The organism is Cellulomonas sp. GbtcB1 (assembly GCF_019091725.1).
GTDB lineage: Bacteria > Actinomycetota > Actinomycetes > Actinomycetales > Cellulomonadaceae > Cellulomonas.
The window spans coordinates 18039-38114 of the sequence record NZ_JAGXJG010000025.1 but is presented as its reverse complement, the minus strand read 5'-3'; the positions used below and the strand labels follow the sequence as shown (position 1 = coordinate 38114).

At 75.3% G+C, this 20076-nt stretch carries 19 protein-coding genes; 10 read left to right on the top strand and 9 right to left on the bottom strand.

Translation table 11 applies throughout. The features are described from left to right. Nucleotides 1-16 precede the first annotated feature (16 nt). Nucleotides 17-1198 (bottom strand): AI-2E family transporter, encoded by a 1182-nt coding sequence (locus KVT14_RS10830; RefSeq protein ID WP_217615668.1) that lies wholly within the window; start codon nt 1196-1198, stop codon nt 17-19. 180 nt (nt 1199-1378) lie between these two features. On the opposite strand from KVT14_RS10830, the gene KVT14_RS10825 reads away from it, so the two are divergent. Then, nucleotides 1379-1546: a hypothetical protein gene (locus KVT14_RS10825; RefSeq protein WP_217615667.1), complete on the top strand. Its 168-nt coding sequence runs from the start codon at nt 1379-1381 to the stop codon at nt 1544-1546. Nucleotides 1547-1613: 67 nt separating this feature from the next. Continuing rightward, nucleotides 1614-2618, top strand: coding sequence for a LacI family DNA-binding transcriptional regulator (locus KVT14_RS10820; protein WP_217615666.1), 1005 nt, complete (start codon nt 1614-1616; stop codon nt 2616-2618). A 12-nt stretch (nt 2619-2630) separates the two neighbouring features. Here the strand turns inward: KVT14_RS10820 and KVT14_RS10815 are convergent, their stop codons facing one another. Continuing rightward, nucleotides 2631-3314 (bottom strand): MBL fold metallo-hydrolase, encoded by a 684-nt coding sequence (locus KVT14_RS10815; RefSeq protein WP_217615665.1) that lies wholly within the window; start codon nt 3312-3314, stop codon nt 2631-2633. 100 nt (nt 3315-3414) lie between these two features. Here KVT14_RS10815 and KVT14_RS10810 point away from each other — a divergent pair, with 100 nt between their 5' ends. Next, a complete protein-coding gene (locus KVT14_RS10810; protein WP_217615664.1) occupies nt 3415-4185 on the top strand; it encodes a ParA family protein in 771 nt (256 codons plus the stop codon). A 24-nt stretch (nt 4186-4209) separates the two neighbouring features. On the opposite strand, the gene KVT14_RS23460 is transcribed toward KVT14_RS10810, so the two are convergent. Beyond that, the gene (locus tag KVT14_RS23460) at nt 4210-5280 is read right to left on the bottom strand and encodes a LacI family DNA-binding transcriptional regulator (RefSeq protein ID WP_217615663.1); all 1071 of its coding nucleotides are present in this window, start codon (nt 5278-5280) and stop codon (nt 4210-4212) included. Nucleotides 5281-5468: 188 nt separating this feature from the next. Between KVT14_RS23460 and KVT14_RS10800 the strand changes: the two genes are divergently transcribed. The 7 genes from KVT14_RS10800 (at nt 5469) to KVT14_RS10770 (ending at nt 15984) form a co-directional block, all read left to right on the top strand. Continuing rightward, nucleotides 5469-6758: an extracellular solute-binding protein gene (locus tag KVT14_RS10800; protein WP_217615662.1), complete on the top strand. Its 1290-nt coding sequence runs from the start codon at nt 5469-5471 to the stop codon at nt 6756-6758. Next, entirely contained in the window at nt 6755-7705 is a 951-nt protein-coding gene (locus tag KVT14_RS10795; protein ID WP_147796757.1) for a carbohydrate ABC transporter permease, read from the top strand. Before KVT14_RS10800 ends, KVT14_RS10795 begins: the two co-directional genes overlap by 4 nt. Before the next feature lie 2 nt (nt 7706-7707). Continuing rightward, on the top strand, nt 7708-8610 hold the full coding sequence (locus tag KVT14_RS10790; protein ID WP_254630748.1) for a carbohydrate ABC transporter permease: 903 nt from the start codon (nt 7708-7710) through the stop codon (nt 8608-8610). Nucleotides 8611-8677: 67 nt separating this feature from the next. Next, on the top strand, nt 8678-10885 hold the full coding sequence (locus KVT14_RS10785; protein WP_217615696.1) for a glycoside hydrolase family 3 N-terminal domain-containing protein: 2208 nt from the start codon (nt 8678-8680) through the stop codon (nt 10883-10885). Continuing rightward, on the top strand, nt 10882-11697 hold the full coding sequence (locus KVT14_RS10780; RefSeq protein ID WP_217615660.1) for a hypothetical protein: 816 nt from the start codon (nt 10882-10884) through the stop codon (nt 11695-11697). Before KVT14_RS10785 ends, KVT14_RS10780 begins: the two co-directional genes overlap by 4 nt. Before the next feature lie 25 nt (nt 11698-11722). Next, nucleotides 11723-15127, top strand: a complete 3405-nt coding sequence (locus KVT14_RS10775; protein WP_217615659.1) for a hypothetical protein — start codon at nt 11723-11725, stop codon at nt 15125-15127. Further along, entirely contained in the window at nt 15124-15984 is an 861-nt protein-coding gene (locus tag KVT14_RS10770) for an endonuclease/exonuclease/phosphatase family protein (RefSeq protein WP_217615658.1), read from the top strand. Before KVT14_RS10775 ends, KVT14_RS10770 begins: the two co-directional genes overlap by 4 nt. Nucleotides 15985-16153: 169 nt before the next feature. Here KVT14_RS10770 and KVT14_RS10765 read toward each other — a convergent pair whose 3' ends face one another. The 6 genes from KVT14_RS10765 to KVT14_RS10740 form a co-directional block, all read right to left on the bottom strand. Then, nucleotides 16154-16738, bottom strand: a complete 585-nt coding sequence (locus KVT14_RS10765; protein ID WP_217615657.1) for a MerR family transcriptional regulator — start codon at nt 16736-16738, stop codon at nt 16154-16156. 149 nt (nt 16739-16887) lie between these two features. Next, entirely contained in the window at nt 16888-17454 is a 567-nt protein-coding gene (locus tag KVT14_RS10760) for a bifunctional nuclease family protein (protein ID WP_217615656.1), read from the bottom strand. A gap of 56 nt (nt 17455-17510) precedes the next feature. Continuing rightward, entirely contained in the window at nt 17511-18323 is an 813-nt protein-coding gene (locus KVT14_RS10755; protein ID WP_308161022.1) for a MerR family transcriptional regulator, read from the bottom strand. Next, nucleotides 18320-18835: an FHA domain-containing protein gene (locus KVT14_RS10750; protein ID WP_217615655.1), complete on the bottom strand. Its 516-nt coding sequence runs from the start codon at nt 18833-18835 to the stop codon at nt 18320-18322. Before KVT14_RS10750 ends, KVT14_RS10755 begins: the two co-directional genes overlap by 4 nt. A 120-nt stretch (nt 18836-18955) precedes the next feature. Then, nucleotides 18956-19741, bottom strand: a complete 786-nt coding sequence (locus KVT14_RS10745) for a DUF881 domain-containing protein (RefSeq protein WP_217615654.1) — start codon at nt 19739-19741, stop codon at nt 18956-18958. Nucleotides 19742-19743: 2 nt separating this feature from the next. Then, entirely contained in the window at nt 19744-20076 is a 333-nt protein-coding gene (locus KVT14_RS10740; protein WP_217615653.1) for a small basic family protein, read from the bottom strand.

The following is a 20076-nucleotide window of genomic DNA, read 5'->3' as shown; positions in this document are numbered from 1 at the left end:
CGCCCTGCCCTCCGCCTCAGCGCCCCTCGGTGACCTCGCGGCGCTTCTGCTGCGCCGGCCGCGCCGGCTCGTGCGGGCCGTTCCACACCTGGATCGCGCCCCAGATCGACGCGGCGATCGGCACGGCCAGCACCGCGCCGGTGATGCCCGCGAGGACGGTGCCGATGGTCAGGGCGACCAGGATGACCAGCGGGTGCAGCGCCAGCGACCGGGCCATGACGACCGGCTGCAGGAAGTTGCCCTCCAGCTGGTTCACCAGGATGACGATGCCGACCACGATCAGCGCCTCGACCGGCCCGAGCGCGACCAGCGTCACGAGCGCGGCCAGCGCGCCGGCCAGGGTCGCGCCCACGAGCGGGATGAACGCCAGCAGGAACACGAGCACCGACAGCGGGATCGCCAGCGGGACGCCCATGATCACCAGGCCGACGCCGATGCCGATGGCGTCGACCGCGGCGACGATGGCCGTGCCGCGCACGTAGCCGCCCATGGTCTGCACCACGCGCCCGCCGACGCGCTGCCCGCGCCGGTAGCGCTCGCCCTCGAAGGGCCGGAGCAGGAACTCCCAGATGGTCGGCCCGTCCTTGAGGAAGAAGAACAGCACGACGACCATCAGCACGAAGCCGGTGAGGAAGTTCGCCGTGGCGGACACGCCCGCGATGGCGCCCGCACCGAAGCTGCTCGACGTGAGGAAGTCGGTCACCGCGGTGCGCGCGTCGGCGATCTGCTCGTCGGTGATCTGGATCGGCAGCCCGGTGAGCGAGTCCTGCAGCTCCCCGAAGCCGGCGACCGCCTGGTCCGCGAGGTCGTCCCACTGGTGGATCACCGAGTAGACGACCGCGGTGATCACGCCGCCGAGGACGCCGACGATCAGCACCAGCGCGATCCAGGTCGCGGCGATCGACGGCAGCCGGTGCCGGCGCAGCCAGGACACCAGCGGGTGGATCGCGGAGGCCAGCACGAGCGCGATGAGCACCGGCACGACGACGAGGGTCAGCCGGGTGACCGCGAACACCGCGACGGTGACCAGGGCCAGCAGCGCCAGGACCTGCACGGATCGCGTGCCGATCCGGCCGAAGCCGTCCGCCCACAGCGCGCCGGCGCCCGGTCCGCGTCCGGCGTCGTCGCGGGCGACCTCCGCCGCGCGCACGGCGTCCCCGCCGCTCGGCGCCGTCGTCCTCCGTCGTCGGAACCACATGTGCCCGCCCCACCCCTTCCCGGTGTCCGTCTGCCGGGGACGGTACGGGGCGCCGACCAGGGCCGCGACCGGGCGCGCCGTCCGCGCCGTGGACCGTCGGCCGGGTCCACCGTCCGGCGTACGCGGATCTCCACCCCGGGGCCGATGCCGCGGGCGGGCGCCCCGGGGCAGGGTGGGGGCATGGCCCAGGACCGACCGCACCGCCTCGACGACGCGCGCGCCCGGCAGCGCGCGGCGCTCCTCGCGCGGCGCAGCCGGGCCCGCACCCGCCTCCCGCTGGACGTCGCGCTGCGGCTCGCGATGGACCCCGCGGTGCACGCGGCGGCGGGCGCCGACCGTCGCCGCTGACCCCGGTCCGCCGGCGGGCGCCGGGATCGCGCCTGGGCGCACCCCGCGCGCGGCTACGATCCCCGGCATGGGGCAGCGAGTGACCATCACCGACGTGGCGCGGGACGCGGGCGTCTCCGTCGCGACGGTGTCGAAGGTCATCAACGGCCGGTACGGCGTCGCGCAGGCGACCTCGACCCGGGTCATGGAGGTCATCGACCGGCTCGGCTACGAGTCGAGCCTGGTCGCGCGCAGCCTCCGGTCGCACCGCACGCACGTGCTCGGCATCCTCGTCGCGGAGTTCGAGCCGTTCTCCGCCGAGATCCTCAAGGGGGCGGCGACGGCGCTCGCGGACTCCGACTCCGGGTACGAGCTGCTCGCCTACACCGGCGGACTGCACGGCCGCGGCGCCGGCTGGGAGCGGCGGTACCTGTCGCGGCTCAGCGGCACGCTGATCGACGGGGCCGTGCTGGTGACCCCGACGGTGGTCGAGGCCGACGCCGGGGTGCCGGTCGTCGCGATCGACCCGCACACCGGCCCGACCGGCCTGCCCACCGTCGACTCGGACAACCTCGCCGGCGCGGTGCTCGGGACGGAGCACCTGCTGGGGCTCGGGCACCGGCGGATCGCGTTCGTCGGGGGCCGGCCGGACCTGGAGTCGTCGCGCCTGCGCGAGCAGGGCTTCCGCCGGGCGATGGCCGACGCGGGGGCCGCCGTCGACGAGGCGCTCGTCCGGGAGGGCGACTACCGCAAGGAGCCGACGCGGGAGCCGGTGCGCGAGCTGCTCAGCCTGCCGGACCGCCCGACCGCGGTGTTCGCGGCGAACGACCTCTCGGCGATCGCGACGATCGAGGTCGCCCGCGAGCTCGGGCTGCACGTGCCGCGCGACCTGTCCGTGATCGGGTTCGACGACATCCCGGAGTCGGCGCAGACGGAGCCGCCGCTCACGACGGTGCACCAGCCGATCCAGCGCATGGGCGCGGCCGCGATCGCGCTGCTCACGGCGCTGCTCGACGGCGGCGAGGCGCCGAACCCGCACGTGCGGCTGCCGACGTCCCTGGTCCGCCGCGGCTCGACCGCGCCGCCGGCCTGAACCGGGCGCCGGTCAGGCGCCCGGGGTCCAGGAGTACGGAGCGCCTGCGGCGATGCGCACGTACTCCGCGCCGCCCATGCCCCCCACGAGACGGTCGGCCAGCGCCCGGCCCGGGTCCGACAGGATCGCGTCGTGGATCGGTGCGGCCACCCGCGGGCGCACGGCCCGGACGTAGTCGATCGCCTCGGCGAGCTTCATCCACGGCCCGGCGACGGGGACGAGCAGCAGGTCGACGGCGGTCCCGGCGGGCGGCGGCGTGAACGAGTCGCCCGGGTGCAGCAGCGCCCCGTCCACCAGGTACGCGACGTTGTGCGCGCGGGGCACGTCGGGGTGGATCACGGCGTGCCACTCGCCCACCGCCCGGACGGCGAACCCGGCCGCGTCGAACGCGTCGCCGTCGGCCGCGGCGTGCACCCGGTCCGCGGGCGCGCCGGCCTCGGTGAGCTGCGCGACCACGCCCGCGGGCGCCCACACGTCGAACCCGGTGCGGGCGCCGAGCGCGGCTGCGAGGCGCGCGACGTCCACGTGGTCGACGTGCTCGTGGGTGATCAGCACGGCGTCGGCGTCGTCGAGGGCGGTCGGGTCGCTGAACGAGCCCGGGTCGAGCACCAGGCGGCTGCCGTCGCGCTCCAGGCGGACGCAGGCGTGGCCCCAGTGGGTGATCTCGGTGGCGCGGGCGGGGGTGCTGTCGGTCATGGGGCCAGCATCGCCCCAGGTGGGCGCGGCGTCGACCCGGGCGGCCCGGCGGGGCGGACGTGATTCCGCGAACGGCGGGCGGCCCGTTACCGTGTGCCCCGTGCTGGTGCTGGGAGTGTGCTCGCTCAAGGGCGGCGTGGGGAAGACATCGGTGACGCTCGGGCTGGCGTCCGCCGCGCTGGAGCGCGGGCTCCGCACGCTGGTGGTCGACCTCGACCCGCAGGGCGACAGCACGCTCGCGCTGGCGACCGCCGGTGCCGAGGCCGACGTCGCGGGCGTGCTCGACTCCCCCACGGCGGAGTCGATCGCCGCCGCCACCTCGCCCAGCGCCTGGGCCGAGGCCGGCCTGGACGTGCTGGTCGGCTCGGCCGCGTCCTCGCGGCACGACGCCTACGACGGCGCGGACGCGGACGTCGACCGGCTGCGGTTCGCCCTGGCCTGGGTGCACGACTACGACCTGGTCCTGGTCGACTGCCCGCCGTCGCTCGGCGGCCTGACCCGCACCGGCCTGACGGCCTGCGACCGCGCGGTCGTGGTGACCGAACCCGGGCTCTTCTCGGTCACGGCGGTCGGGCGCGCGATGAAGACCATCGACGACCTCCGCCGCGGTCCCGCGGGCCAGCTCCAGCCCCTGGGCGTGGTCGTGAACCGGGTCAAGGCGCGGTCCGTGGAGCAGGCGTTCCGGCTCGACGAGCTCCGCGGGCTGTACGGCCCGCTGGTGCTGACCCCGTTCGTCCCCGAGCGCGCCGCGCTGCAGCAGGCGCAGGGCGCGGCGCAGCCGGTGCACGCGTGGCCGGGCGCCGGCGCGCGCGAGGTCGCGGGCGCGTTCGAGGAGCTGCTGGACCGCGCGCTGCGGGCCCCGCGCACCTGACGACCAGAGCCCGCCGGGGCGGCGTCAGCCCGCGCAGCCGCAGCTCGCGCGCGGGATCAGCCGGGTCGGCAGCGTCCGGAACTGCGACGCCGCACCCGGGTCCGCGACCCGCTCCTGCAGCAGCTGCACGGCGGTCCGCCCCATGTGCTCGAACGGCTGCCGCACCGTCGTGAGGGCCGGCGTCGTGAGCCGCCCGGCGAGGATGCCGTCGAAGCCCGTCACCCGGACCCGCCCCGGGACGTCGACGCCGTGCTCCGCGAGCACGTCGAGCACCACGAGCGCAGCCTGGTCGCTCTGGCAGACCAGCGCCTCGGGGAGCCGGTCGGCCGCGGCCAGGTCGGTGAGCGCGGCGAGCCACTCGGTGGACGCCAGCCCCTCGTGCCCGGGGCCGGGCGCGGGACGGTCCGGCAGCAGCGCCGCCACGGCGTCCCGGAACCCCGCGAGCCGCTCGGCGAAGTCGTACATCGACCCCTCCCCGACGAACGCCGGGTCCCGCACCCCGTGCACGCCGACCAGGTGCTCGACCAGGCCGGTCATCGCCGCGCGGTTGTCGACCGAGACGTGGCTGAACGACGCGTCCGTGCCGGGGGTGTTGAACGCGACCAGCGGCACCGACTGCGCGATGGCGTGCACCGCGTCCAGGCTGTGCGTGCCCGGGAAGATCGCGAGGCCGTCCACGCGCCCGGCGATGTCGTACATCGCGGCCCCGCTCGGCGCGCCGGACGCCAGCAGCAGCGCGCGCCCGTTCTCCCGGCACTCCAGGGCGAACCCCCGCTCGACCTCGTCGACGTAGAGCGGGAACACCCGCGGGTCGCCCTCCGGGACCGCCGCGGCCTCGAGCGGTACCGGGGCGGCGGCACCGTCGGCGTCGGCCAGCATCATGTCGAACGAGTACAGCCCGAACGCCCCCGTCGCCCCGCGGGCGAGGCCCCGGGCGCTGGCGGACGGGACGTAGCCGAGCTCGCGGGCGGCGTCCATCACGGCCTGCCGGGTCGCGGCGGCGACGCGCCCGGGCTGCCGGAACGCGAACGAGACGGTCGTGATCGACACCCCGGCGCGCTCGGCGACGTCGTACACGGTGGGTCGGCGGGCCACGCAGGAACTCCTCGACGGCGAGTGGCGGCGAGCGGCGGGCCGCGCCCCAGGACCGGGTTGACAGCGCCACTCTACACGCTTAGATTCCGGTTCTTGTAATGCGCATTACACCGCATTGCAGCCAGCGCTGGCGCAGGCCGACCCGCGCGCCGTGGCGCGGGCGCAGACGCCCGTTCAAGGAGGAACACATGACCCGACGTACCGTGCGGCGCGCCCTCGTCGCCGCCACCGTCACCACCCTGGCGCTCGCGCCGGTCGCGGCCTGCGGCCGGTCGGACGACGCCGGCAGCGGCGGCTCCGCCGAGGCCGGCTCGATCGCCGAGGAGGCGACGGGCGAGATCGAGATCTGGGCCGCGGCCGGCAACGGCGACGCGCTGCGCACCCTCGGCGAGCAGTTCACCGAGGACAACCCGGAGGCCTCGATCAAGGTCACCGAGGTGCCCTGGGGCGAGATCATCACCATGAACCAGACCGCCGTGGCCTCGGGCACCGGCCCGGACATCGTGATGACCGGCGCGGACCAGACCGCCTCGGTCATCGCGATGGGCGGCCTCGCACCGGTCCCCGAGGGCGTGTACGACGAGGACGACTTCTACCCCGCCGCCGTCGCCTCGGTGACCGGCGAGGACGCGCAGTACTCGGTGCCCTGGTACGTCGAGACCCGGTTCCTGTTCTACCGCGCCGACCTGGCCGCCGAGCTCGGCTACGACGCCCCGACCACCTGGGACGAGCTCGAGGAGCTCAGCGGCGCCCTCGCCGCGCGCCCCGGCGGCGAGTACGGCCTGAGCCTGCCCCGCCCGATCGAGAACCCGGCGCAGGTCATCGTGCCCTTCGTGTCGCAGGCCGGCGGCGAGGTCAGCGACGGCGACTCCTGGACGTTCGACACCCCGGAGTTCGTCGAGGCGCTCGACTTCTACAAGGGCTTCTTCGACCGCGGCGAGGCCCCGCTGTCCGAGACCGAGGCGACGTTCGAGAACGGCGGCTCCCCGCTGCTGATCTCGGGCCCGTGGATGGTCGGCACCTACCAGGACCTGATCGACACCGGCGCGGCGCCCGAGGGCTTCACCGAGGACTCGATCGGCTACGTCCCGCTGCCCGCCGGCTCCGCCAACAACGACTCGTACATCGGCGGCGGCAACCTCGGCGTGTTCGCCTCGTCGGACAACCAGGACTCCTCCTGGCTCTTCCTGCAGTGGCTGCTCGAGGACGCGCAGCAGAAGACGCTGTTCGACCTCGCGGGCTCGTTCCCGTCGCGCGTCGAGTCGGCCGAGTACGCGCCGATCGACGACAGCCCGGTGATGTCGGTGCTCAAGGAGCAGATGCCGAACACCGTCGAGACCCCGAGCTACCCGTCGTGGTCGCAGATCGCCGAGCAGATCGGCATCTACGCCGAGCGCGTGGCGCACGGCGAGGTCACGTCGGAGGAGGCCGCGAAGGCCATCCAGGACCAGGCCGACCAGATCGGCTTCGGCTGGTGACCAGCACCACCACCGCACGGCGCACGCCGCCGTCGACGTCGCGGCGGCCGGGGAAGTCCGTGTCCCTGGCCGCCCGGCGCCGCCGGACCGCCGTCGTCGCCTGGCTGTTCGCCGCGCCGTTCGTCCTGTCGTTCGGCGTGTTCGGGCTCGTCCCGCTGCTCAGCTCGTTCGGGATGGCGTTCACCGACCTGCGGGTCAACGACATCCGCACCCCGTTCGCCGTGGACTTCGTGGGTCTCGGGAACTTCGCCGAGGTGCTGTCCGACACGACGTTCCTGCGGGCGCTGCGGAACACGCTCGGCTTCGTGGTCGTCGGCGTCCCGCTGTCGCTGTTCTCGGCGCTGGTGCTCGCGGTCATGCTGAACGCGCTCGGTCGCCGCGCCGCGACGTTCTTCCGGGTCGGCTACTACACCCCCGTGGTGACGACCATCGTCGCCGTCGCGGTGGTGTGGCGGATCATGTACCAGCCGAACGGCCTCATCAACTCGCTGCTCGCGGACATCGGGATCGACGGCCCGAACTGGCTGGGCGACACCCGCACCGCACTGCCGGCGCTGACGCTCATGGCCGTCTGGCGCAGCATCGGGTCGAGCATGGTGATCTTCCTCGCCGGCCTGCAGGCCATCCCCTCCGACGTCAAGGAGGCGGCGATGATGGACGGCGCGTCGACGGTCCAGCGGTTCTTCCGCATCACGATCCCGATGATGATGCCGACGATCCTGCTCAACGCGATCCTCACGACCACCGGCTTCATGCAGTTCTTCGACGAGCCGTTCGTCATGACCAACGGCGGTCCCCTGCAGTCGACGACGTCCATCGCCCTGTACGTGTTCAACCAGTTCCAGTGGGGCAACTACTCGGTGGGCGCGGCCGGCGCGTACGTGCTGTTCGCGATCATCAGCATCTTCGCCATCATCCAGTTCCGGTTCTTCCGGCAGAGGACATGACCATGAGCACCTCGACCCCCCTCGCGCCGGCCACGACCGCCGTGCCGCTCGCGCCCGTCGTCCGGCAGCGCCGTCGCCGCCGCCCCACGCCGGGCCGGATCGCCCTGCTCGCCGTCCTGTCGGTCGGCCTCGCCGGGACGCTGTTGCCGTTCGTCTGGATGATCCTCGGCGCGTTCAAGACCAACGCCGAGATCATGCGCCGCCCCATCACCTGGTGGCCGCAGGCGCCGACGCTCGACAACTTCCGCGCGTGGTTCTTCGAGTTCGACATGACGCGGTACTTCCTGAACTCGGTCTTCCTGGCCGTGGTCTCGGTCGCCACCACGCTGCTGTTCTGCTCGATGGTCGGCTGGGCGCTCGCCAAGCTGGAGTTCCCGGGCAAGAAGGTCCTCATCACCGTCGTCCTCGGGACCATGTTCGTGCCGGGCATCGTGACGCTGATCCCGCAGTTCGTGCTCGTCGCGAACCTCAACATGGTCGGCACCTACTGGGGCATGATCCTGCCCGGCATGGTGGGCGCGTTCGGCGTCTTCCTCATGCGGCAGTTCATGCTGGAGCTCCCCGACTCCCTGCTCGACGCGGCGCGCATCGACGGCGCCGGCGAGTTCCGGATCTTCGCGCGGATCGTGATGCCGCTGTGCCGCGCCCCGCTCGCGACGCTCGCGATCTTCACGTTCATGGGCTCGTGGAACGGCTTCCTGTGGCCGCTCATCGTGTCCCAGCGCGACTCGCTGTACACCCTGCCCGTGGCGCTGGCGCTGTACACCAGCCCGACCGGCGACAAGGGCGCCGAGTTCGGCCTCCAGATGGCCGGCTCGGTCCTCATCATCGTGCCGGTCCTCGCGGTGTTCATCGCCATGCAGAAGCACTTCGTGCAGGGCATCGCCATGACCGGCATCAAGTAGGAGCACCGTGGACTACCTGGACCCCGCCCTGCCCGTCGCCGACCGCGTCGCCGATCTGCTCGCGCGCATGACCCTCGCGGAGAAGGTCGGGCAGATGACGCAGCTGTCGGCCCCGGACGGCCTGAAGGAGCAGGTGCTGGAGAAGCACGTCGGCTCGATCCTGCACCCGACGCCGGAGCTCGTGCTCGAAGCGCACGACCTGACCGAGCAGACCCGGCTGCGGATCCCGCTGCTGGTCGGCGACGACGCGATCCACGGCCACTCGTTCTGCGACGGCGCGACCATCTTCCCGACCCAGCTCGGGATGGCGGCCACGTGGTCGCCGGAGCTCGTCGAGCGGATGGCGCGCGCCACCGCGGTCGAGGCCGCGGCGACCGGCCTGCACTGGACCTTCTCCCCCGTGCTGTGCGTCGCCCGCGACCTGCGCTGGGGACGTGTGAACGAGACCTTCGGCGAGGACCCGTTCCTCATCGGCGAGCTCGGCAGCGCGGCGGTCAGGGGGTACCAGGGCACCGGCCTCGCCGACCCGACGGCGGTGCTCGCCACCGCGAAGCACTTCGCCGGGTACTCCGAGACGCAGGGCGGCCGGGACGCGTCCGAGGCGGACCTGTCGCCCCGGAAGCTGCGGTCCTGGTTCCTCCCGCCGTTCGAGCGGGTGGCCCGCGAGGGCTGCGGCACGTTCATGCTCGGCTACCAGACGATCGACGGGGTCCCGATCACCGTCAACGACTGGCTGCTCTCCGACGTGCTGCGCGGCGAGTGGGGCTACACCGGCATGCTCGTCACCGACTGGGACAACGTCGGCCGCATGGTCTGGGAGCAGCAGGTGCAGCCCGACCACGTGCACGCGTCCGCCGCGGCGGTGCGGTCCGGCAACGACATGATCATGACGACGGCGGGCTTCTTCGACGGCGCGCAGGAGGCGGTGGCGCGCGGGCTCATCGCGGAGTCCGATCTCGACGCGGCCGTGTCCCGGATCCTGACGCTCAAGTTCGAGCTCGGGCTGTTCGAGGACCGCCGCCGGCCCGACCCCGCCACGATGGGCGCGGTCGTCGGGTCGCACCAGGACCTCAACCTGGAGCTGACGCGGCGGTCGCTCGTGCTGCTGCGGAACTCCGGCGTGCTGCCGCTGGCCGGGGGCACCCCCGAGGCCGGCGCCTCGAACCAGCCCCCGCTGCGGGTCGCCGTCGTCGGCCCGCTCGCGGACGACCCGCAGACCCAGCTCGGCGACTGGGCCGGGTCCTCGGGCCAGGTCGCGTGGATGGCGCACGGGCAGCCGCGCGACATGATCACCACGGTGCTCGACGGGCTCCGCGACGGGGTGCCGGACGGCTGGACGGTCACGTACTCCCCCGGCGCCGCGATCCTCACCCACGAGGACGACCCCGAGGGACCGTACTTCCCCGACGGCCAGCCGCGGCCGCAGGTCGTGGCGTCGGCGCCGGTGGACCCCGAGCAGCTCGAGGCCGCCGTCGCGGCGGCGCGGGACGCCGACGTCGTCGTGGCCGTGGTCGGCGACCGGATCGAGCTGGTCGGCGAGGGCACCTCGACCGCCACGCTGGAGCTGCTGGGCGGCCAGGTCGCGCTGCTGGAGGCCGTCGCGGCCACCGGCACCCCGCTGGTCGTCGTGCTGCAGGCCTCCAAGCCGATGGTGCTGCCGCCCGCCGCCCTCGCGGCGGACGCGCTGGTCTGGGCGGCCCACCCCGGCATGACCGGCGGGCGTGCGCTCGCGGACCTGCTGCTCGGGCGGATCGAGCCCAGCGGGCGGCTGCCGATCTCGTTCGCGCGGCACGTGGGGCAGCAGCCGATCTACTACAACCAGGTCCGGGGCCAGCACGGCGTGCGGTACGCCGACCTCACGCAGGACCCGGCGTTCGCGTTCGGCGAGGGCCTCTCGTACACCACCGTCGAGTACGGCGACCTCGTGGTCGACACCGCCGAGGTGGCCGCGGACGGCACCGTGCGGGCGCACGTGACGGTGACCAACACCGGGGCGCGCCCCGCGCTGGAGACCGTGCAGGTGTACGTCCGGGACCTGGTCACGTCCGCGTCCTGGGCGGACCGGGAGCTGAAGGCGTTCACCCAGGTGCCGCTCGCGCCCGGGGAGTCGGTCACGGTGCCGCTGGTGCTGCCCGCCGCGGACTGCTCGATCGTGGACGCCGCCGGGCGCCGCGTGGTGGAGCCCGGCGACTTCGAGCTGCTCGTCGGCCCGAGCAGCCGGCCGCGGGACCTGCTGCGCGCGGCGTTCCGGGTGGCGGACGGGGCGGACGCGTGAGCGCCGGGGACGCGGTCGCCGGCTGGTCCGACGACCCGGCACCGGCCGACGACCTCGCGCGCCCCGCCGACCCGGCAGCCTTCCCGGTCACGCCCCGCGACCGCGACGACGCCCACCCGGGCCGCCGCCGCGGCGACGAGGTCGGCGACGGACCGTTCGGCCGCGCGGTGGCCGCGTTCGCGTGGGGCGCCGGGCTGACGGCGCTGCTCGCCGCGGCGAACCTTCCGCTGGTCGCGCTCGCGCTGCTGCTGCGCCCGGACCCGTCGCTCGTCTGGCTCGTGGCCCTCGCGGCCGTCCCGGCGGGACCGGCGCTGTCGGCCGGGCTGTACGCGGTGCGCGAGCACTACGTCGACCCCGGAGTCGCCGTGGCCCGGGCCTTCGGCCGCGGCTACCGGCTCGGCTGGCGCGAGGCGCTCGCCGTCTCGGCGCCGGTCTGCCTGGTCGCCGGCCTGGTCGCGGTCGTCGGCGCGGGCGCCCGGTCCTCCGGCGTCCCCGCGCTCGTCGCCGGGCTGGCTCCCGGCGCCGCCGTGCTGCTGGTGCTCGTGGCGCTGCACGCGCTCGCGCTGCGCACCTTCTTCCGCCTCCCGCTCGCCGCCGCCTGGCAGGCGGGCGCCTACTACCTCGTCGCGCGGTGGCGCGCCTCGCTGGGGACGCTCGCGCTCCTGGCCGGGGCGGTCGCCGTCGCGGCCGCGGCCTCCGACCTGCTCCTCGTCCTGCTCGGGGGCGTGTGGGTGTGGCTCTGGTACCGCACCACCGCGGGGATGCTGCGCGACGCGGTCGCGCGGTTCCTGCGCCCGACGACGACCACCTGACCGCCCGACCCCGGGGACTGACACCATGCCTGACACCCTGACCCGCCTGCACCGGGACCGCACCGACCGCACCCGCACCGTCGACGCCGGGGGCGGCCTCGCCGTCCGGCTGACCCCGGCCGGCGACGTCGCCGGGATCGCCGCGCCCGGCGACCGCCTCGTGAACCAGTACCGGATCGGCGCGCACGACGCCGGGATCGCCGGGCCGTTCCTGCGCCGCACCGCCGCGGACGGGACCGTCGACCACGTCCCGCTGACCGGCAGCCGGTCGGGCGCGTCCTGGCAGGCCGGCGAGGGCGCGGTGCGGTGGACGGGCGCGGGGCTCGGCGCGGCGTGGACCGTCGACCTGGTGCTCGACCCCGCGCGGACGGCGCTGGTGTGGCGGATCGCGCTCTCGCGCTCCGAGCGCGGTGCCGAGGGCGCGACGTGGGACGTCGCGGCCACGCAGGACCTGTCGCTCGCGCCGGAGCAGGCCGCGTCGTCGTCCGAGCCGTACGTCTCGCAGTACGTCGCGCACCGGCTCGCCGACTCCGCGGACCTGGGCACGGTGGTGCTGTCCCGGCAGACGATGACCTCGGCGCCCGCGCTGCCGCTGTTCGCGCTCGCGATCGCCGAGGGGTCGGTCGCCGCCGGGACGGACGGCTTCGACCTGTACGGGCCGCCGGCGCGCGCGGGCGTCACCCCGGCGTTCCTGTCCGGCGCCCCGTGGCCCGACCGCGTCCGCCAGCACGAGATGGCGATGGCGGGGCTGCTGTCGCGGGCGTCGACGCTCGCCGAACCGCTGGTCCTGCACGTCGTCGGGCGGTACTGGGACGACCGGCGGGGCGCCGTGCTCGACGCGCTGCCGGACGTCGAGGCCGAGGTGCCGGGCCTGGTGGCGCTGGCCGACGCGGCGGCCGCGGCCGGCCCCGGCGGCGCCCCGGTCGACTCCGTGGCCGCGCGCTCCCTGCTGGCCACCGCGCCGCTGCTCGGCGGCGCGCCGCTCGCGGACGCCGAGCTGCTCGCGCTCGGAGGGGCCTCGGGCGACGCACGGCACGTGGAGCGCGACGCCGACGGCCGCCTGCTGTCGTGCTTCGCCCCCGGGGGCGCCCACGTGGTCCGCGGCGACAAGGACCTCGACCTGCTCCGCCCGCACGGCCACGTGCTGCTCGCCGGCGACTCGCTCAGCCCCGACCGCGCCGTGCTGTCGACGACCGTCTTCGCCCACGGCGTGTTCGGCTCGCACACGGTGCTCGGCAACACGAGCTTCGACACGCTCACGACCGTGCACCGGAACCACCTCAACCTGCTGCGGGCCAACGGCGTCCGGGTGCTGGTCGACGTCGACGGCGCGTGGCGCCTGCTCGGCGCGCCTTCGGCGTTCGTGCTCGACGTCGGGGAGGCGCGCTGGGTCTACGACCTGCCGGGCGTCCGGCTCGAGGTGCGGACGGTGGCGGACGCGTCGCGGGACGCGCTGCTGCTCGAGGTGGTCGCCTCGGCGCGCGTCGACGTGCTCGTCACCACCGAGGTCGAGCTCGGGGGCGGCGCCTGGCAGGCCCGCGACGAGGACGACACGGTCGTGCTCGTCGCCGACGACGACACCGCCACCCGCCGGCACCACCCCGGCCTCGCCTACGTGCTCGCGGCGACCGCGGGCGCGGACATCGCCGGCGACGACCCGCTGTACGCGGACGGGGCGCCGCGCGGGACCTCGGTGGTCACCGTGCGCGGCACCGCCGGCGCGGGCGCGGCGCTGCGGATCGCGACCACGGCCGACCGGGACGGCGGGCGGGCCGCCGCGGACCTGGCCCGGGACGTCGTGGCGCGCGGGCTCGACGCCGAGCGCGAGGCGGCGGGCCACCGCGCCACCCTCGCCCGGCTGACCCGCGGGCTGTCCGTGGCGGAGGACTCCCGGCTCGCCGAGCTCGAGACGCTGCTGCCGTGGTGGGCGAACGACGCGCGCGTGCACTACCTGGTGCCGCACGGCCTCGAGCAGTACCAGGGCGCCGCCTGGGGCACCCGGGACGTCTGCCAGGGGCCGTTCGAGCTGCTGCTCGCCGCGGGCCGCCTCGACGGCTGCCGCGACGTGGTGCTGCGGGTGCTCGGGTCGCAGGCCGTCGACGGCACGTTCCCGCAGTGGTTCATGTTCGACGCCTACGCCGAGATCCTCCAGGAGCACGCGCACGGCGACGTCGTGCACTGGCCGCTGTTCGCGCTGGGCCAGTACCTGCGGGCGTCGGGCGACGTCGCGGTGCTGGACGCGCCCGTGCCGTTCCGCACGGGCGAGCCCGCGACCGTGGCGGACCACCTCGACGCGCTCGTCCGGCACCTGGAGACCGACCTGGTGCCGGGGACGTCGCTGCCCGCGTACGGCGACGGCGACTGGGACGACACGCTCCAGCCCGCCCGCTCGGAGATGCGCGCCTCGATGGCCTCGACGTGGACCACCGCGCTGGCCGTCCAGGCGCTGGAGCTCGCCGCCGAGCAGCTGCGCACCGCCCCCGCCGCGGCGGGCCTGGTCGCCCGCATGGACGCGCTCGGGTCCGCGATCACGGCGGACCTGCGGCGGCACATGCTGCCGGACGGGGTCGCGGCCGGGTTCGTCACGGTCGTGGACGGTGTGGCGACCCCGGTCATCCACCCGCGCGACACGTCCACCGGCCTGACCTACCGGCTCATCCCGATGACCCAGCTCGTGCTGGCCGGGGTGCTCGACCAGGAGGAGGCCGACCGGCACGAGGCGATCGTCCGGGAGCACCTGCTGTTCCCCGACGGCGTGCGGCTGACGGACCGGCCGACCCGGTTCGCGGACGGCGAGACCGAGTCGTTCCGGCGCGCCGAGCAGGCGGCGTTCTTCGGGCGCGAGGTCGGCCTCATGTACGCGCACGCGCACATCCGGTGGGCCGAGGCCCTGGCCGCGCTCGGACGGGCCGACGTCGCGGACGAGCTGCTCCGGCTGTCCCCGATCGGCATGCGCGAGCGGGTGCCCAGCGCCCTGCCCCGGCAGCGCACCTGCTACACCTCGTCGTCGGACGCCGCGTTCCCCGACCGGTACACCGCCGCGCGGGACTTCGAGCTGCTCCGCACCGGCGAGGTGCCCACGGCCGACGGCTGGCGCGTGTACTCCTCCGGCCCCGGGATCTACCTGCGGCAGGTGCTGCACGGGCTGCTCGGCCTGGACGAGCGCCGCGGCGTTCTCGTCGTCGGCCCGACGCTGGCGGCGGAGGACGACGGGCTGGAGGTCGCGCTCGACCTGGCGGGCGCCCGGCGGACGGTGCGGTACCGGGTCGACCCGGCCGCGACGGCGGTGACGGTCCGCGTCGACGGGCGGGACGTCCCGACGACACCCGTGGCGCACCCGTACCGGTGGGCGAGCGCCGCGCTCGACCTGGCGCTGCTGGACGGCGCGTCGGTCGTCGAGGTGACCACGCCGGCCGGCACGCGGTCGTGACGGACGCGCTGCGCGTCGGCACGTACAACCTGTGGGTCGCGCACTGGCCGGCCACCCGGACGTACGACCGTGCGCCGCTCGTCCGCGCGGCGCTGGACCACGTCGACGTCCTCGGCACCCAGGAGGGCACCACCGCCCACCTCGCGGCGCTGACGCACGGCACGGGGTTCGCCGCCGTCGGGCGGTCGCGGGACGGCGGGACCACCGGGGAGCACGCGGCGGTCCTGTACCGGACCGCGCGCCTGGGGGTGCTGGCGACCGGGGACTTCTGGCTCTCCCCCACGCCCGAGGTGCCCAGCACCGGCTGGGACGCGAGGTACCGCCGGCTGTGCACCTGGGCCCGGTTCCGGGACCTCGCGACCGGGGCGACGTTCGCGCTGCTCAACGCGCACCTCGACCACGAGGGGGCGCGGGCCCGGATCGAGTCGGCGCGGCTGCTGCTCGAGCGGGCCGCGGAGGTCGCGGAGGGCGGGCCGGTCGTGCTCACCGGCGACCTCAACGCGGAGCCGGGGTCCGAGCCGCTCCGGGTGCTGCTGGGCGGGGGCTCCTCCGCGCCGGCCCCGCCCGTCGTCGGGGCCGGTGGCTGGGCCGTCGACGCCGCGCCGGGACCGGCCCTGCTGGACGCCCGCGCGGCGAGCGCGACGCCGCCCGCGGGTCCGCCGACCACGTTCACCCAGGTGCTCGACCCGGACGCGCCGGTCCCCGGGTCCGCGCTGCGGCAGCGGATCGACCACGTCCTGGTGAGCCCGGACGTGGCGGTCGAGTCGTACGCGGTGCTCGACGCCCGCCCGGACGGCCGGCACCCGTCGGACCACGACCCGGTCGTGGCGACACTGCGGTTCCCGCCCCCGGCCTGACCCCTGAACCTCCCCGAGGCACCCGACTGGAGCTGAGTGGAGCGTCCTGCCCGACACGCGCCGGCGTGTCGGGCAGAACGCTCCACTCGACCCCACTCGATGCCCCCGGGGACGCAGGACGGCCCGGACCCCCGTGGGGCCCGGGCCGTCCCGGTGTCGTGCGTGGGGGTCAGCCGGCGTTGCGCGCCCGGCGCCGCTCCGCGAGCTCGTCGTGCGCGTGGGCGGCGACGCCCTCGTCCTCGGCGCGCTCGGTCGGCAGCTCGGCGAGCGTGCCCTCGACCTCGCGCCACACCCGGCCGACCGCGATGCCGAACACGCCCTGACCGCCCTGGACCAGGTCGATGACCTCGTCGGCGGAGGTGCACTCGTAGACGCTCGCGCCGTCGGACATGAGGGTGATCTGGGCGAGGTCGTCCACGCCGCGCTCGCGCAGGTGGCCGACCGCCGCGCGGATCTGCTGCAGCGAGACTCCGGTGTCGAGCAGCCGCTTGACGACCTTGAGCACGAGGATGTCGCGGAACGAGTACAGCCGCTGCGTGCCGGAGCCGGTGGCCGGGCGGACGGACGGCTCGACCAGGCCGGTGCGGGCCCAGTAGTCGAGCTGCCGGTACGTGATGCCGGCCGCGCGGCAGGCGGTCGGGCCGCGGTACCCGGTGGTGGTGTCGAGGTCCGGGAGGTCGTCGCCGAACAGGAGTCCCTGCGCCCGCTGCGGGACGGCGCCCGCCGCCTCCGCTGTCTGCTCGGTGCCGGTCACGGGGTCCTCCACTCGTCGCGCCCGCGCGCCGGGGCGGCGTGTCGGGAGATGCAGTGCTGTGCTGTTCTGGGTGCAACGCTAGGGCCGCCGCCGGGGGCGGTCAACGACCGCCACGCCCGCGGCTCTCGGCGTGTCGCGCACGGCGTGTCTTACCCTCCACCTGAGGTTGAACCTCGGTCCTTCCCGCCCGGCTCGCCGCGCTCGAAGTCGTCGGGCGAGACGTGGTCGAGGAACTCCCGGAACTGCGCCACCTGCTCGTCCGGGGTGGTGCTCGCGGCCGCCTCGTCCGCCTCCTCCGGGGACACCGGCGCGGCCTCGACGCCGACCTCCGCGAGCACGTCGGTCGCGCACAGCACCGGGCAGCCCACCCGCACCGCCAGCGCGATCGCGTCCGAGGCGCGGGCGTCGACGCGGACCTGCTGCTCCCCCAGCACCAGCGCCGCGTGGAACACGCCGCCGACCAGCTCGGTGATCTCCACCTGCACCACACGGGTGTCGAGGGCGCTGAGCACGTCCCGGAGCAGGTCGTGCGTCATCGGCCGCGGCGGCACGACGCCGGCCTGCGCGGTCGCGATCGCGCCCGCCTCGGTCGGACCGATCGCGATGGGCACGATCAGCTCCCCCACGGGCTCGAGCAGCAGCACGACGAGCTCGTCGTCGCCCGGGTGACGACGCACGCCGAGCACCTCGAGCTGGACCAGGTCGTCCTCGTGCATGCGTCCACGCTACGACGCGCCGTCGGAGAGCGCACCGGGCGCGCGGGCCGGGCGGCTCAGGGAGCCAGGTCGGCGACGCCCGCGCGCACCAGCGCGGTGTTCAGGCGGGCGCAGAGCTCGCCCACCTCGGCGGCCACGGTGCTCGCGCGGCCCCGCGCCGACGCCGACGTCTGCCCGCGCCAGGGGGCGACCACCGCCTCGACCATGTCGAGCTGCCGGTCGGCCGCGCTGCGGAACGCGCGCAGGTGCCGGGCCTCCAGGCCGTGCTCGGCGAGCGCGGCCGCGGCCAGCACGACCTCCTTGGCCCACGCGTCCAGGTGGCCCGACGCCGACGGGCGCAGCACCCCGGCCTGGACCAGGTCGGCGACCAGCTGCTCCTCGACCCCCGCCTCCCGGGCCAGCGCGGCGGTGGTGTACCGCGCGTCGGCGGTGCCCGAGCGCGGCACGCCGTCCTCGGTCACCACGAGCGAGACCGGCTCGGACTCGTCGCCGGCGTCGAGCGCGGCCAGGCGCTCGCCGATCACCTTGAGCGGCACGTAGCGGTCCCGCTGCTCGCGCAGCACGTACCGCAGCCGCTCGAGGTCCGCCGGGCTGTACTGCCGGTAGCCGGCCGGCGTGCGGACCGGCTCGACCAGGCCCTGCTCCTCGAGGAACCGGAGCTTGGAGTTCGTGACCGCGGGGAACTCGATGCGCAGCGCGGCGAGCACGTCGGAGATCCGCATGCTCGCCTCGCGGGACAGCCCGCGCGGCCAGGGACCGGGCGCGTCGCCGCCCTGCTGCGCCGCGGCGTCGGGCGCGGCGGGACGCGCGGCGGCGACGCCGTCGTCCGGGCCCGCGTCCGCGTGCCGGGCGGACCGGGCGGGGCTCACTGCGCGGGGCCGGCGGGCTGCGCGCCGGGCCGCGCGGCGGGACTCGGGTGGAAGGTCATCCGGAACTTGCCGATCTGCACCTCGTCGCCGGCGCGGAGCACCGCGGAGTCGATCCGCTCCCGGTTCACGTACGTGCCGTTGAGGGAGCCGACGTCGCGGACGACGAAGTCGTCGAGCTCGCGCACGAACTCGGCGTGCTTGCGGGACACCGTGACGTCGTCGAGGAAGATGTCCGCGTTCGGGCTGCGGCCCGCGACCGTGCGGTCGGCGTCCAGCAGGAACCGCGCGCCCGAGCTCGGGCCGCGCTGCATGACGAGCAGTGCCGAGGTGCGCGGCAGCGCCTGGACCGCCGCCGCCTGCTCCGCGGTGAGGCCGACGGGGCCCGCCGGCTCGACCTCGAGCCCGCCGAGCGAGCCGAAGCTGATCGTGGTGTCGGGAGCCGCCGAGATGGGCGCCCCGTCGGGCGCGGCCGGACGCGGCTCGCCGCCCGGCACCTGCTGCTCGTCGCTCATGACACCCTCCCAGACCTGCTGACGCGCGCCCCCGACCTGCACCGGGGTCCCCGACAGCCTAAGCGCCCGGAGGACCTGAGCACACCCCGCCGACCGGGTGTCGCGCCCGCCGGGGCGGTGTCACCCGCCGCCGGAGGTCTCCGGCTCGGCGTACTGCGGGTCGGGCACGTCCCGGGTGGCGGTGACCTCGACGCGGTCCTCGGTCGACACGGTCGCCGTGCCGCCGTCGATCTGCACCTTGGCGACCGCGCCGCCCGGGATCGCGAGGGCGGTCGACATCGTGCCGGGGTCGCCGATCGCGACCCACCGGTACGGCGGCGCGACCGGCTTCCCGTCGACCTCGATCCCGTCGTCCGTCCCGAGCACGTAGGACGACGCGGTCAGGCGCTGGTCGTTCAGCTGGACCGCCTCGGCGCCGGAGTTGCGCAGCTCCTCGAGCAGGTTGAGCAGCGTCAGCGCGGACACCGACCGGGTCGGGTCGGACACCGTCACCGTGATCCCGGGCCCCTCGGCCGGCAGCCGGCCCGACAGGATGCCCTGCGCGGCCGCGCTGCGGGTCGCCGCCTCCAGCGCCGCCTCGCGGCTCGAGCCCGCGGACTGCAGCTCGGTGCGGGTGCGCTCGAGCTCGGCCACCTGCTGCTGGAGGTCGTCGGCCTGGCGCGTCGTCTGGTCGAGCAGCGACACCAGCTCGGACTCCCGCATGACCGTGAGGCTCTCGGTGTCGGTCTGGCGGACCTGCACGGCGATCGCGAACCCGAGCAGCACGCACAGGACCCCGGTGAGGGCCTGGGCACGGGTGGCCCGGGGACGCAGGGCTCGGCCGAGCGCCCGCCAGCCGCGCACGGGTCGGGGCCCGGCCGCGGCGGCGGGCTCGGGCCGGGCGGGCTGCGCGGGGTCCTCGGGCACGGTCACGCCTTGAACAGGTGCCGCCGGATCGCGGCCACGTTGGAGAAGATCCTGATGCCGAGCACGACGACGACGCCGGTCGACAGCTGCGAGCCGACGCCGAGCTGGTCGCCCAGGAACACGATCAGCGCGGCCACGACGACGTTCGACAGGAACGACACCAGGAACACCCGGTCGTCGAACAGCCCGTCGAGGACCGCCCGGAAGCCGCCGAACAGCGCGTCGAGGGCCGCCACCACCGCGATCGGCAGGTAGGGCTGCAGTGCCGCCGGCACCGTGGGTTCGAGCACCAGGCCCGCCACCACGCCGACGACAAGGCCGATCACCGCGATCAA

What these genes read in the sequence shown, in the direction of transcription:
- KVT14_RS10830 (WP_217615668.1), bottom strand. Translation starts at nt 1,198, where the DNA reads ATGTGGTTCCGACGACGGAGGACGACGGCGCCGAGCGGCGGGGACGCC.
- KVT14_RS10825 (WP_217615667.1), top strand. Translation starts at nt 1,379, where the DNA reads ATGGCCCAGGACCGACCGCACCGCCTCGACGACGCGCGCGCCCGGCAG.
- KVT14_RS10820 (WP_217615666.1), top strand. Translation starts at nt 1,614, where the DNA reads ATGGGGCAGCGAGTGACCATCACCGACGTGGCGCGGGACGCGGGCGTC.
- KVT14_RS10815 (WP_217615665.1), bottom strand. Translation starts at nt 3,314, where the DNA reads ATGACCGACAGCACCCCCGCCCGCGCCACCGAGATCACCCACTGGGGC.
- KVT14_RS10800 (WP_217615662.1), top strand. Translation starts at nt 5,469, where the DNA reads ATGACCCGACGTACCGTGCGGCGCGCCCTCGTCGCCGCCACCGTCACC.
- KVT14_RS10790 (WP_254630748.1), top strand. Translation starts at nt 7,708, where the DNA reads ATGAGCACCTCGACCCCCCTCGCGCCGGCCACGACCGCCGTGCCGCTC.
- KVT14_RS10785 (WP_217615696.1), top strand. Translation starts at nt 8,678, where the DNA reads ATGACCCTCGCGGAGAAGGTCGGGCAGATGACGCAGCTGTCGGCCCCG.
- KVT14_RS10775 (WP_217615659.1), top strand. Translation starts at nt 11,723, where the DNA reads ATGCCTGACACCCTGACCCGCCTGCACCGGGACCGCACCGACCGCACC.
- KVT14_RS10760 (WP_217615656.1), bottom strand. Translation starts at nt 17,454, where the DNA reads ATGCACGAGGACGACCTGGTCCAGCTCGAGGTGCTCGGCGTGCGTCGT.
- KVT14_RS10750 (WP_217615655.1), bottom strand. Translation starts at nt 18,835, where the DNA reads ATGAGCGACGAGCAGCAGGTGCCGGGCGGCGAGCCGCGTCCGGCCGCG.